This window comes from Nonomuraea sp. NPDC050478 (assembly GCF_044458265.1).
In the GTDB taxonomy this organism is placed as follows: Bacteria; Actinomycetota; Actinomycetes; order Streptosporangiales; family Streptosporangiaceae; genus Nonomuraea; species Nonomuraea ferruginea.
Map to the genome: position 1 here is coordinate 1,223,819 of NZ_JBITHT010000003.1, position 14,160 is coordinate 1,237,978.

A 14,160-nucleotide genomic window follows, 5' to 3' on the forward strand; every position below is an offset into this window, starting at 1 on the left:
CGCTCCGGCCCTTCCAGTCACAGGTCGTTGTCGATGAGGGCGAAGATCTCCTCATCAGAGGCGTCGTCGATCTTGTCCACCACCGTGTCGGGGCGGCCGCCGTCCGGTTCGGTGCCGAAGCGGGCCAGGCCGCTCTTCAGCACGGCGACGAGCTTGCCGCGGATGATCTCGCTGTCGTCCTTGGCGGTGGTGAGCATCGACCCCACGTGCTCCAGGGCGCCGCGCAGCATGTCCTCGGGCGACGGCTGCGTGGGAGCCAGCGCGTCGAACAGGTGCTGCGCCAGCACCCGCACGGTCGGGTGGTCGAAGACGAGGGTCGCGGGCAGCCGCAGCCCGGTGTCGGTGTTGAGCCGGTTGCGGAGTTCGACGGCGGTCAGTGAGTCGAAGCCGAGCTGGTTGAAGGCCCGGTCGATGCCGACCTTGTCCGCGCTGCCGTGGGCGAGCACGGCCGCGACGTGGTCGCGTACGGTGTCGGTGAGCAGGCGCAGCGCCTCGTCCCGGTTCAGCTCCGACAGCCGGGACACCAGCGACCCCGCGCCCTCGGCCCGTCCGGCGGCGCGGCGTGGCACGCGGACGAGGCCGCGCAGCATTCCCGGCAGCGTGTCGTTCTCCGCCCGTGCCCGCAGCCCCGCCATGTCCCAGCGGGCCGCCACCACCACCGGATCGACATCGCCGGCCAGGGCCGCGTCGAACAACGCCAGCCCTTCCTCCACCGCGAGCGGCGCGATCCCCGCGCGGGCCAGCCGCGCCTTGTCCGCCTCCGCCAGAACACCCGTCATCCCGGACTCCACGTCCCAGAGCCCCCAGGCCACGGAGACCGCCGGCAGCCCGGCCGCACGCCGGGCAACCGCCAGCCCGTCCAGGAACGCGTTCGCCGCCGCGTAATTGCCCTGGCCCGCGTTGCCCAGCACTCCGGCCAGCGAGGAGAACAGCACGAAGAACCCCAGATCCCGGGTCAGCTCGTGCAGGAACCAGGCGGCGTCCGCCTTCGGCCCCAGCACCCCGCTGATCCGCTCGGGGGTCAGCCCCTCCACCAGCCCGTCGTCCAGCACCCCGGCGACATGCACCACGCCAGCCAGCGAACCGGCCGACGTCACCACGTCCATGAGTTGCGCGCGGTCGGACACGTCGCAGGCCATCACCCGCACCCGGGCACCGGCTTCTTCCAGCTTGGCCACCAGTTCCGCCGCGCCCTCGGCCCGAGGTCCACGCCGAGACACCAGCACCAGATCCCGCACCCCGTGCAGCTCCACCAGCCGCAGCGCCACCAGAGCACCAAGTCCCCCGGTCCCACCGGTCACCAGCACCGCACCAGACCTGGAGGTGGCGGAAGGAGTGGTCGTGGGGCGGCGGGTCAGGCGAGGGGCCAGGATCTGCCCGTCGATCACCCGTACCTGGGGCTCGCCCGAAGCCAGCACCGCGTCCCAGCCGGAGAACCCTTCCGGCACCTCCGCCAGCACGAACCGGCCCGGCTGCTCACTCTGCGCCGACCGCACCAGCCCCCACACCGCCGCACCGGCCACATCCCCCGGCCGCGTCGCGAACACGACCGGCGACGCCCCGGCCTGCTTCACCGCCGCAAGCACACGCGAGGTCAGCTCACGCACCGCCACCGGAACGTCCGCCGACCCGCTCACACACCACACCACCTCCGGCTCCACCGAGCCCGGCGCGGCGGGAGCCACCTCGGCCCACTCCACCCCGTACAGCGGCAGACCGGCCGTGGCGAGCGACTCGGCCGGCACCGGGCGGGCTCGCAGAGAGTCCAGCGAGAACACCGGACGCCCCGAGGGACCGGCCGCCTCGATGGCGCACCCGTCAGGACCGGTCCTGGTCAGGCGGACCCGCAGCGTGCCCGCCCCCGCCTCGTACAGCCGCAGGCCGCGCAGCTCGAAGGGCAGGCGCAGCTCGTCGGCGGGGTCGGCGACGAGCAGCGGGTGGAACACGGCGTCGAACAGGGCGGGGTGGATGCCGAAGCCGGTCACGTCCACGCCCTCCGGCGCCACCACCTCCGCGAACAACTCCTCACCACGACGCCACAACGCCCGCAACCCCTGGAACGCCGCACCGTACTCGTAACCCCGCTCCCCCAGCCGCTCATAACCCCCCTCGACCTCCACCACCACCGCGTCCACCGGCGGCCACACCCCGGCCCACTCGCCCACACCCGAACCCACGGCACCCTCGGCCAGCGAGCCGGACGCGTGCCGGGTCCAGCCGGTCTCGGGGTCGTCGACCGGCCGCGAGTGGACGCGCACCGGCCGGGCGCCCGAGGAGTCAGGAGGGTCCACGACGACCTGGACCGTGATCGGGCCGTGCCGCGGCAGCACCAGCGGAGCCTCGAACATCAGCTCCTCGACCAGATCGGACCCGGTCCTCGTGGCGGCTTCCAGGACCAGGTCGGCCAGCGCGGTGCCGGGCAGCACCACGGCGCCCGCCACCGCGTGGTCGGCGAGCCAGGGCGCGCCGTTGATCGACAGGCTGCCGGTGAGCACGACCGGCCCGTCCCCGGCGAGGTCGAGCTCGGCTCCCAGCAGGGGGTGGGCGACCTCGCGCAGGCCGACGGCGGACAGGTTCGCGGCGCGGGCGGGCGGGCCGAGCCAGTAACGCTCGCGCTCGAAGGCGTAGGTCGGCAGGTCGACCCGGTTCCCGCCGGGGAGCAGCGCGGGCCAGTCGACGGACGCTCCGGCGGCCCAGGCGCCGGCCAGACACGCGGCCAGCGCGTCGGGCTCGGCGCGGTCGCGGCGGTGCAGGGCGAGGATCGAGGCGTCCTCGCCGGTGACGCAGTCGTGCGCCATGCCGGCGAGCACGGCCTGCGGCCCGACCTCCAGGAAGAGGTTGACCCCCTGCTCCTCCAGCCGGGCGATCATCGGGTGGAACATGACGGGCTGCCTGATCTGGCTCAGCCAGTATTCGGGGCTGGTCCACGGGGTGTCGAGGAGGCCGGTCACGGACGCGATCCGGGGCTTGCCGAACGTCACCGTGTCCAGCTCGGCGGCGAACCCGCCGACCATCGGTTCCATCAGCGGGGAGTGGAAGGCGTGGCTGACGGTCAGCCGCCGGATGCGCCGGCCGCGCTCGCGCCAGTGGGCGGCGACCGCGAGACACGTCTCCTCGTCGCCGGAGATCACCACGCTGTCCGGCCCGTTGACGGCGGCGATGCCGGCCTTGTCGTCGAGCCCGGCCAGGGTGAGCCGGACCTCGTCCGGCGTGGCGGCGATCGCGATCATGGCGCCGGGCTCGCGCAGCCCGTGCATCAGCCGGGCGCGGGCGGCGATCAGGCGGGCGGCGTCCGGCAGCGACCAGATCCCGGCGACGTGGGCGGCGGCGAACTCGCCGACGGAGTGCCCGGCGACGTACGCGGGGGCGAGCCCGAGTGACTCCAGCAGCCGGAAGGCGGCGACCTCGAAGGCGAACAGGGCCGGCTGGGTGTAGAGGGTCTCGTCGAGCAGGGCGGCTTCCGGGGTGCCTGGCCCGGCCCACATGACCTCGCGCAGCGGCCGGTCCAGGTGGGGGTCGAGGGCGGCGCACGCCTCGTCCAGGGCCGCGGCGAACACCGGCGAGGCGGCGGCCAGCTCCCGGCCCATGCCGGGCCGCTGCCCGCCCTGCCCGGTGAACAGGAAGGCCGTGCGGGTGTGCTCGGCCGCCACGCCGGTGACCACCTCGGCCACGGGCCGCCCGTGCAAGTGGTCGCCGAGATGGGCGACCAGGGTCTCGTGGTCGCGGCCGAGCACGACCGCGCGGTGCGGGTGCGCGGTCCGGGTGGTGACCAGGGAGTGTGCCACGTCGGCGGGGTCGGGGCGGTCCTGCGCCGTGACGTGGCGGTGCAGCCGCTCGGCCTGCGCGCGCACGCCCTGGGCGGTGTGGCCGCTGACGGCCCAGGCTAGCGGGCCGGTGAAGACGCGCTCGGGGCGGGCTTCGGGCAGGGGCGCGGCCTCGGGGACGTACTCCTCGATGATGGCGTGCGCGTTGGTGCCGCTGATGCCGAAGGAGGAGACGCCCGCCCGGCGGGGGTGCTCGCCGCGCGGCCACTCGCGGGCCTCGGTGAGCAGCCGTACGCCGCCCGCGGACCAGTCGGCGTGCGGCGTCGGCTCCTCGACGTGGAGGGTACGGGGCAGCGTCCCGTGCCGCATGGCCTGCACCATCTTGATCACACCGGCCACCCCGGCAGCCGCCTGGGTGTGACCGATGTTCGACTTCAGCGAGCCCAGCCACACCGGCCGCTCAGCCGGACGACCACGCCCGTACGTGGCCAGCAACGCCTGAGCCTCGATCGGGTCGCCCAACGTCGTGCCGGTGCCGTGCGCCTCCACGACGTCGATGTCCCGCGTGTCCAGCAACGCGTCGGCCAGCGCCTGACGGATCACCCGCTCCTGGGCCGGGCCGCTCGGCGCCGTCATCCCGTTGGAGGCGCCGTCCTGGTTCACCGCCGAACCCCGCACCACCGCCAGGATCCGCCGGCCGTTGCGCCGCGCCTCCGACAACCGCTCCAGCACCAGCACCCCGACACCCTCCGCCCACGCCGCACCATCGGCAGTGGAGGAGAACGGCTTGCAGCGGCCGTCGGGAGCCAGCGCGCGCTGGCGCGAGAACTCCACGAAGGCGTCAGGTGAGGCCAGCAGGGTGACGCCGCCCGCGAGGGCCAGCGTGCACTCCTCCGCCCGCAGGGCCCGCACGGCCAGGTGCAGGGTGACCAGGGAGGAGGAGCAGGCGGTGTCGACGGTGAGCGAGGGGCCTTCGAGCCCGAGGGTGTAGGAGACCCGCCCGGACAGCACGCTGGGCGTGCTCGCCGACAGCAGCACCCCCTCCAGTGCCGGAGGAACCGCGCCGTGCACGTAGCGGGAGGAGTAGTCGTTGAACATGTTGCCGGCGTAGACGCCGGTACGGCTGCCCCGCAGCGTCACCGGATCGATCCCCGCCCGCTCCAACGCCTCCCAGCACGACTCCAGGAACAACCGATGCTGCGGATCCGTCGCCAACGCACTACGCGGACTCATCCCGAAGAACGCCGCATCGAACTCACCCGCGTCATACACGAACCCCCCATGACGCGTATACGACTTCCCCACCACCTCCGGATCCGGATCGAACAACCCCTCCAGATCCCACCCCCGATCCACCGGAAACTCCCCGATCGCATCCCCCCCAGACGCCACCAGATCCCACAACTCCTCCGGACCACCCACCCCACCCGGAAAACGACACGCCATCCCCACGATCGCCACCGGCTCATGCCTGCGCCCCTGATCCTCAGCCAGCCGCTGACGCGTCTCCGCCAGCTCGACGGTGACCTTCTTCAGATAGGCGCGAAGCTTGTCCTCATTCGCCATGGTCCAGCCCTTCCTGTGGCGATCTCAGAGGAGATGTCATCGTTCGGTTGTCGATCAAGGCGAAGATCTCCTCGTCGGAGGCGGACACGATCTCCTCCGCGGCGCCGTTGGACCTGGTGGGCGCGGCGGCCAGCGTGTCCGCCGGGGTCGCGCCGATCCTGGTGAGAGCGCTCTGCAGAATGGCGACGAGCCGGTCGCGTACGGCGTCCGCCTCGCCGTTGGCGGCGAGCATCACGGATTCGGCCTGGTCCACCGCCGTCCGCAGGGCGTCCTCGGCGGAGGGCGTCTCGGGGGCCAGCGTGCGGAACAGGTACTCGGCGAGCGAGCGGACCGTGGGGTGGTCGAAGACCAGCGTGGACGGCAGCCGCAGCCCGGTGCCCGTGGTGAGGCGGTTGCGGAGTTCGACGGCGGTCAGGGAGTCGAAGCCGAGCTCGTTGAAGGCCCGGTCCACGTCGATCGAGTCCGCGCCGCCGTACGCGAGGACGGCGGCGACGTGCGAGCGGACCAGCTCGGTGAGGTGGGTCAGCGCGCCGGCCTCACCCAGCGCGGCGAGACGCTCGGTCAGCTCGGCCGGTCCCGCCGAGGGCTGGGCCTCGGCCCCGGCCGCCGCCCGTCGGGGCATGCGGACCAGGCCGCGCAGCACACTCGGCAGCTCCTCGCTCTCCGCGCGTGCCCTCAGTCCCGCCATGTCCCAGCGGGCCGCCACCACCACCGGATCGACGTCACCGGCCAGGACCGCGTCGAACAACGCCAGCCCTTCCTCCACCGGCAGCGGGGCGATCCCCGCGCGGGCCAGCCGCGCCCGATCGGCCTCGCCCATGGCGCCGCTCATGCCGGACTCGACATCCCAGAGCCCCCACGCCACCGACACCGCCGGCAGCCCCGCCGCACGCCTGGCGACCGCCAGCCCGTCCAGGAACGCGTTCGCCGCCGCGTAATTGCCCTGGCCCGCGTTGCCGACCACCCCGGCCAGCGACGAGAACAGCACGAAGAAGCCCGGCTCGGAGGACCCGGTCAGTTCGTGCAGGAACCAGGCGGCGTCCGCCTTCGGCCCCAGCACCCCGGCCACCCGCTCCGGAGTCAACCCCTCCACCAGGCCGTCGTCCAGCACCCCGGCGACATGCACCACACCGGCCAGCGGACCAGCCGACGTCACCACGTCCGCCAGCTGCGCGTGATCGGACACGTCACAGGCGGCCACCCGCACCCGGGCGCCGGCCTCCTCCAGCTCCGCCACCAGCCCGGCCGCGCCCGAAGCCTCAAGCCCACGCCGCGACAGGAGAACCAGGTCCCGCACCCCGTGCCGCGCCACCAGCCGACGCGCCACCAGAGCACCAAGCCCTCCGGTCCCCCCGGTCACCAGCACCGCACCAGCCACCTCAGCGGGCTCGGAGACGGCGGGAGCGGTGGCTGCCGGGCGGCGCACCAGGCGGGGGACGAGGACGGTGTCGTCGCGGCCAGCGATCTCGGTCTCGCCCGCGGCCACGGCGGCGGCCAGCAGCCCCCAGGCGGAGAACTTCTCGGGCACGTCGGCCAGCACGAACCGGCCCGGCTGCTCGCTCTGGGCCGCCCGCACCAGCCCTCGCACCGCCGCGCTCGCCGGGTCATCACCCCGGGTGAGGCAGACCAGCCGCGACCCGGCGAACCGCTCGTCGCCGAGCCAGCCCTGGACGAGGTCGAGTGCCTGGCCCACCGCGTCGTGCGCGGAGTACGGCAGGTCGCCGGGGTCGGCCTGGCAGGGGGCCAGGACCAGGTCGGGGACGCCGGCCGCGCTCATCTCGGCCAGTGACGCGAGGTCGTAGTAGCGGGGCGGCTCGATCCCGGCCGCCGCCAGCTCGGCGCCGATCTCGTCGGTCAGCTCGTCGGAACCGGCCAGCGCCCAGCGCAGCTCGGACACCCCGGCGACGACCGGCTCGACCCACTCGACGACGTGCGCCGCGGAGCCGGTGGAGCTGACGGGGGCGGCGTTCCTGGGCATCCGGCGCAGGACCAGCGTGTCCACGCCGCCGATCCACTGCCCGGCGCCGTCGAAGATCGTCAGCGAGACGCGGTCGTCGCCCGACCCGTCGATCCGCACCCGCAGCGTCCGCGCGCCGGTCGCGACCACCCGGACCCCGTTCCAGGAGAACGGCAGCAACAGGCCGGAATCGTCCGCCGACTCCAGCACCACCAGGTGCAGCGCGGCGTCCAGCAGCGCGGGGTGCAGCGTGAAGCGCCCGGCCTCGCCGCTCACCGGCTCGGGCAGGGTCACCTCGGCATAGGCGTGATCGCCCGCGCGCCAGGCGGCCCGCAGCCCCTGGAACGCGGGGCCGTACTCGTAACCGCGCTCGGCGAGCCTGCCGTACAGGTCGTCCAGGTCCACGGGCTCGGCCCGCGGCGGCCACGAGATCGGCGCGGCCGGGGCGGTGCCGGAGAGCCGACCGGCAGCCTGGGCCGTGCCGGCGAGCGGACCGGCAGCCTGGGCCGTGCCGGCGAGCGGACCGGCGGCCTCGGCGGTGCCGCCCAGAGGACCGGCGGCCGGGGCGGTGCCCGCGCCGAGCAGGCCGGTCGCGTGCCGGATCCAGCCCTCCTCGGCGTCGCCGCCCGTGCGGCCGTGGACGGTGACGGTGCGGCGGCCCTGCTCGTCCGGCCCGCCGACCGCGAGCTGCAGTTGTACGGCTCCCGTCTCCGGCAGGAACAGCGGGGCCTCCAGCGTCAGGTCCTCGACCTCGTCGCATCCGACCTTGGCCGCGGCCTCCAGTGCGAGCTCGACGAAGGCGGTGCCGGGCAGCAGCACCGCACCCTCCACGGCGTGGTCGCCGAGCCACGGCGCGGTGGCCAGGGACAGCTGCCCGGCCAGCAGGAACCCGTCCTCGGCGGCGAGCGGGACACCGGCTCCGAGCAGCGGGTGCCGGGACGGGGCCAGCCCGCCGCCGGCGGCGACCGGCTCCGCGTCCAGCCAGTGCCTCGCGGCCTCGAAGGGGTAGGTCGGGAGCCCGTCGTCGTGGCTCGTCGCCGGGCCGAGCGCCGCGGGCCAGTCCACGTCCACGCCGAGCACCCAGGCCTGGGCGGCGGACTTGAACAGGCGGGCCGCGCCACCGTCGCCGCGCCTCAGCGTTCCTGTGGCGCCGCCGGACGCGTCCGCGAGCGTGTCCTCGACGTGCCCGGTGAGCACCGGGTGCGGGCTGCACTCCACGAACACGGGGGTGCCCGAGCCGGCGAGCGACTCCACCGCCTGGCGGAACAGCACCGGTCGCCGCAGGCTGGTGAACCAGTAGTCGGCGGTCAGCCTGTCCGTGTCGATCGTGCCGCCTTCCAGCGACGAGCAGAACGCGACCTCGGCCGGGCGTGGATGGACGCCGCCGAGCGTCTCCAGCAGTTCGTCGCGCAAGGCGTCGATGTGCGGGGTGTGGGCGGCGTAGCCGATCGCGACCCGGCGGATCCGTACGGTGTCGCCGTGGGCGGCGGTGAACTCCTCCAGCGCGTCGGCGTCGCCCGCCACCACCGAACTGTCCGGTCCGCTGTGGATGGCGAGCCAGAGCCTGCCGGTCCACGGCTCCAGCATCCGGGCGGCCCGCTCCGCGTCGACGGGTACGGCGAGCATGCCGCCACGATCGCCCAGCCTCGTCAGCGCCCGGCTGCGCAGGGCCACGATCTTGGCGGCGTCCTCCAGCGAGAGCGCGCCCGCCACGCACGCGGCGGTGATCTCACCCTGGGAGTGGCCGAGCACCGCGGACGGCCGCACGCCGAGCGAGCGCCAGACCTCCGCCAGGGAGACCATGACCGCGAACAGCACCGGCTGGATCACGTCCGATCCCTCCAGCGCGGGCGCGCCGGGAGAACCACGCAGCACGTCCTCGACCGACCAGCCGATGTGCGGGCGCAGCGCCTCCTCGCAGCGGAGCAGGGCGGCCCGGAACGTCTCGTCGTCATCCAGGAGGTCCACGGCCATGCCCGCCCACTGCGAGCCCTGACCAGGGAACACGAACACCGGCCGGACCCCGGGCGCCGCCACCCCGCTCACCACCGCGGCGTCGGACCCGCCTTCCGCCAGCGCGGCCAGCCCCGCCAGCAACTCCCGCCGGTCCCCCGCCACGATCACGGCTCGGTGCTCGAAGCTCGCGCGCCGGGCCAGCGCCCGCCCCGCACCGGCCAGGTCCCGATCAGCGACGCCTTCCCCGTACGCGAGCAACCGCGCAGCCTGCGCCCGCAACGACTCCGCCGACCTCGCCGACACCGGCCACACCAGCGGACCGTCACCGGCCGCGAACGCCTGCGCCAGCGGACCGTCACCGGCCGCCGACACGGGCTCCGGCGGACCGTCACCGACTTCCGGCACCCGTACCAGCGGACCGCCAGATGACGGAGCCGGCGCGCCCTCCAGGATCACGTGCGCGTTCGTACCGCTGACACCGAACGAGGAGACCCCGGCCCGCAACGGACGCTCGCCCGGCACCTCCACCGCTTCGGTCAGCAGCCGCACGCCGCCGGACTCCCAGTCCACGTGCGGTGTCGGCTCGTCAGCGTGCAAGGTCGGCGGGAGCGTACGGTGCTCCAGCGCTTTCACCATCTTGATCACACCGGCCACCCCGGCGGCAGCCTGGGTGTGACCGATGTTCGACTTCAGCGAGCCCAGCCACACCGGCCGCTCGGCCGGACGTCCACGCCCGTACGTGGCCAGCAACGCCTGCGCCTCGATCGGGTCGCCCAACGTCGTGCCGGTGCCGTGCGCCTCCACCACATCGACATCGCGGGCGTCGAGCATCGCGTCGGCCAGCGCCTGACGGATCACCCGTTCCTGGGCCGGGCCACTCGGCGCGGTCAACCCGTTGGAGGCGCCGTCCTGGTTCACGGCGCCGCCGCGGATCAGGGCGCGGACCGGGTGGCCCAGGCGGCGCGCGTCGGAGAGGCGCTCCAGCAGGAGCACGCCCGCGCCCTCGGCCCATCCGGTGCCGTCGGCCGCGGCCGAGAACGCCTTGCAGCGCCCGTCGGCGGCCAGCCCGCCCTGCCTGCTGAACTCCACGAACATCCCGGGGCTGGACATCACGGTCGCGCCGCCCGCCAGCGCCATCGCGCACTCACCCCGCCGCAGCGCCTGCACGGCCAGGACGACCGAGACCAGCGAGGACGAGCAGGCGGTGTCGGTGGTGAGGGCCGGGCCCTCCAGGCCGAAGGTGTAGGCGATGCGGCCGGAGACGACGCTGAGCGCGGTGCCGGTCAGCAGGTGGCCGTCGGCGAGGCCGGCGGTCCGGTGCAGGCGGGGGCCGTACTCGGGGGCCATCGCGCCCATGAACACGGCGGTGGCCGAGCCGCGGAGGTCGGCGGGGTCGATCCCGGCCCGCTCGATGCTCTCCCAGCAGATCTCCAGCAGCAGCCGCTGCTGTGGGTCCATGGCCGCCGCCTCGCGCGGGCTGATGCCGAAGAAGGACGCGTCGAACCGGTCGGCGTCGTACAGGAATCCGCCGTACCTGGTGTCGCTGGTGCCCGAGCGGTCGGGGCCGGTGGCGAAGAGCGCGTCCAGGTCCCAGCCACGGTTGGCGGGGAACTCGCCGATCGCGTCCTGGCCGGTGCCGGCGAGCCGCCACAGGTCCTCCGGCGAGGCCACCCCGCCGGGGTAGCGGCAGCCCATCCCGATCACCGCGATCGGGTCGTCGGCTTCCGCCTGCCTCGGCCGCGGCCGTACGACGGGCGTGTCCGGCGCCGAGGCGGTGAGCAGGGCGTACAGGTGGTCGGCGAGGCGGGCGGGCGTCGGATGGTCGAACAGCAGCCCGGTCGGGAGCTTCAACCCGGTCGCGGCGCGCAGCCGGTCGCGCAGTTCGAGCGAGGTCGCCGACTCGAAGCCCAGGTCCTTGAACGTCCGGGCAGGCTCCAGCGCGGCCGCGTCATCATGGCCGAGCAGCCGGGCAGCGGTCTCCAGAACCAGCTCCCGCACCTCAGCCGAACTCCGCGCGGACCGCACCTCCCGCTCCTCGCGCGACACCGCGTCCGGCGTCCCGCCGTCGCCATCGCGCACCACGTCCGGCTCTCGGCCGGGCACGCGATCGCCGGGGAGGTGTGACGGTCGGTGAGCGTCCGGGGTGGCGGGCCCGTACGACCGGCGCTGGAAGGGGTACGTGGGAAGGTCCGCGAGGCAGGAGCGCGGCGTCTCGCGCACGGCGGGCCACTCGACCGGGGCGCCCGCAGCGTACGCCCGGGCGAGCGAGCGCAGCACGCGGCCGGCCCCGCCCTCGCCGCGGCGCAGCGTGCCGATCACCACGGCCTCGCCCCCGGCATCCTCCGCCGTCTCCTCCACCGCCGTGGCGAGGACCGGGTGCGGGCTGCACTCCACGAAGAGGTCGCAGCGTTCCCCGATCGCCACCCGCACGGCCTGGGCGAACCGGACCGGGTTGCGCAGGCTGCGGTACCAGTAGCCGGCGTCGAGCCCCGAGGTGTCCATCGGCTCGCCGGTGAGCGTGGAGACGAACGCCGTCGCGGCGCTCACCGGGCGGATCGGGGCCAGCGCGGCCAGCACCTCGTCGCGTACCTGCTCCACCTCGGCGGTGTGGGAGGCGTAGTCGACCGGGATGGCCTTGGTGCGGTGGTCGGTGAGCCGCCCGGCCAGCTCGTCGAGCAGCTCGCGCGGCCCGGCGACGACCACCGCGCGCGGCCCGTTGACCGCCGCCACGGATACGGCCAGCGGGCCGATCGCCCGCTCGACCACGTCGAGGGGCGCCGCGACCGACAGCATGCCGCCCCGGCCCGCGATGCCGGCGATGGCGCGGCTGCGCAGCGCCACGACCCGCGCCGCGTCGGGCAGGCTGAGCGCGCCGATGACGGTGGCGGCGGCGATCTCGCCCTGGGAGTGGCCGACGACCAGGTCCGGCTCGACGCCGTGGGAGCGCCACACCTCGGCGAGCGCGACCATGACGGCCCACAGCGCGGGCTGGACCACGTCCACCCGGTCGAGTCCGGGGGCGCCGGGCCGCTCGCCGAGCACGTCGACCAGGGAGAAGTCCGTGTGCGGCGCCAGCGCGTCCGCGCACTCGGCGACGCGGGCGGCGAACACCGGCGACGCGGCCAGCAGTTCGCGGGCCATGCCAGGCCACTGCGACCCCTGGCCGGGGAAGACGAAGACGCGCCGCCCGCCCGTCGCCGCGCCGAGCACGACGTCGTCGTGCGGCAGGCCGCCGGCCAGCGCCCGCAGCCCGGACAGCCTGGCCTCCCGGTCCGCGCCCAGCACCACCGCGCGGTGCTCGAAGGCCGTGCGGCTCCTCAGCAGGCCGGCCGCGATCCCGTCCGGCTCGGCGCCGGGCTCCGCCGCGACCTCCGCGAGCCGGCCCGCCGCCGCACGCAACGCCTCCGGTGACCGCGCGGAGACCACCCACGGCCACCCGGCGTCCCCGCCCGCGCGGGCTCCGGGGGCATGGGAGTCCCCGGACCGCCGCAGGTCAAGATCTTCGGGGCTGGTCCGGGCGAGGTCCTCCGGTTCGGGGGAGCCCGGGGGTGGTTCGGCGAGCAGGAGGTGGCAGTTGGTGCCGCCCATGCCGAAGGAGCTGACGCCCGCCACCAGCCGCCCGCCCGCGGCCCAGGGGACGGTCTCGCGTACCACGCGCAGGCGCAGATCCGTCAGCGGGATCTCCGGCGGCGGCGACGCGAAGTGCAGGCTGGCGGGCAGCTCGCGGTGCTTGATGGCGAGCACCACCTTGAGCAGCCCGGCGATGCCCGCCGCGCCCTCCAGGTGGCCGATGTTGGTCTTGACCGAGCCGACGGGCAGCGGGTCGCCGTCCTGCCGGGCCGACCCGTACGCCGCCCCGAGAGCCGCGGCCTCCACCGGGTCGCCCACCCTGGTGCCGGTGCCGTGCAGCTCGACGTAGCCCACGTCGCCCGGCGCCACGCCGGCGTGCGCGCAGGCCAGCCTGATGGCCTCCTCCTGCGCCCGCCGGCTGGGCACGGTCAGCCCCTCGCCGCCGCCGTCGTTGTTGACGGCCCCGCCGAGGATCACGGCGTGTACGGTGTCGCCTTCGGCCAGCGCGTCGGCCAGCCGCTTCAGCACGACCACGGCCCCGCCCTCGCCGCGCACGTACCCGTTGGCGCGGCTGTCGAAGACGTGGCAGCGGCCGTCCGGCGACAGCGCGCCGAAGCTGCCGATGGCGTCGGTGGTCTCGCCGCTCAGGTTGAGGTTGACGCCGCCGGCCAGGGCGAGCGCGGTCTCGCCGCGGCGCAGGCTCTCGCACGCCAGGTGCACCGCGACCAGCGAGGACGACTGCCCCGCGTCGAGGGTGAGGCTGGGGCCGCGCAGGCCGAGGAAGTAGGAGACCCGGTTGGCGATCATGGCGCGGTTCGCCCCGGTGTAGGCATGCCTGCCCGGCTGGGCGCCGGCCCGCGCCAGCAACGCGGCGTGGTCGTTCGAGATGGCGCCCAGGAACACCCCGGCCGCGCTGCCGCGCAGCCCGCCGGGGGCGGTGCGGGAGCTTTCCAGGGACTCCCAGGCGAGTTCGAGCACCAGCCGCTGGTGCGGGTCCATCGCCGCGGCCTCGTTCGGGGAGATGCCGAAGAACGCCGCGTCGAAGCCGTGGACGTCCTGGAGGAAGCCGCCGCGGCGGTACTCCGTCGCCTCCGGCCACCGGTCCTCCGGCGCCTCGGTGACCGCGTCCACGCCTTCGCGGAGCAGCTTCCAGAACGCCCCGGGATCGGCGGCTCCGGGCAGGCGGCAGGCCATGCCGACGACGGCGATCGCGTCCGGACCGCCGGTGACCACCGGCCGAATCGACTCGTCACCCATCAATTCGCCACCCCAAGCCTCTGGCTTCTCGACGCCGCCGCTTTATCAGGAACGACTGTGCGGAACCGCCCGTCAATTGATCCGGTCGCG

Annotated in this window: 2 protein-coding genes; both read right to left on the reverse strand. The window is 74.8% G+C overall.

Translation table 11 applies throughout. The annotated features are described in order from the left end of the window. Positions 1 to 17: 17 nt before the first annotated feature. The gene (locus ACIBF7_RS19790) at positions 18 to 5,330 is read right to left on the reverse strand and encodes an SDR family NAD(P)-dependent oxidoreductase (protein WP_397197764.1); all 5,313 of its coding nucleotides are present in this window, start codon (positions 5,328 to 5,330) and stop codon (positions 18 to 20) included. Next, positions 5,320 to 14,070 (reverse strand): type I polyketide synthase, encoded by an 8,751-nt coding sequence (locus ACIBF7_RS19795; protein WP_397197765.1) that lies wholly within the window; start codon positions 14,068 to 14,070, stop codon positions 5,320 to 5,322. The genes ACIBF7_RS19790 and ACIBF7_RS19795 overlap by 11 nt, the downstream gene beginning before the upstream one ends. Positions 14,071 to 14,160 lie beyond the last annotated feature (90 nt).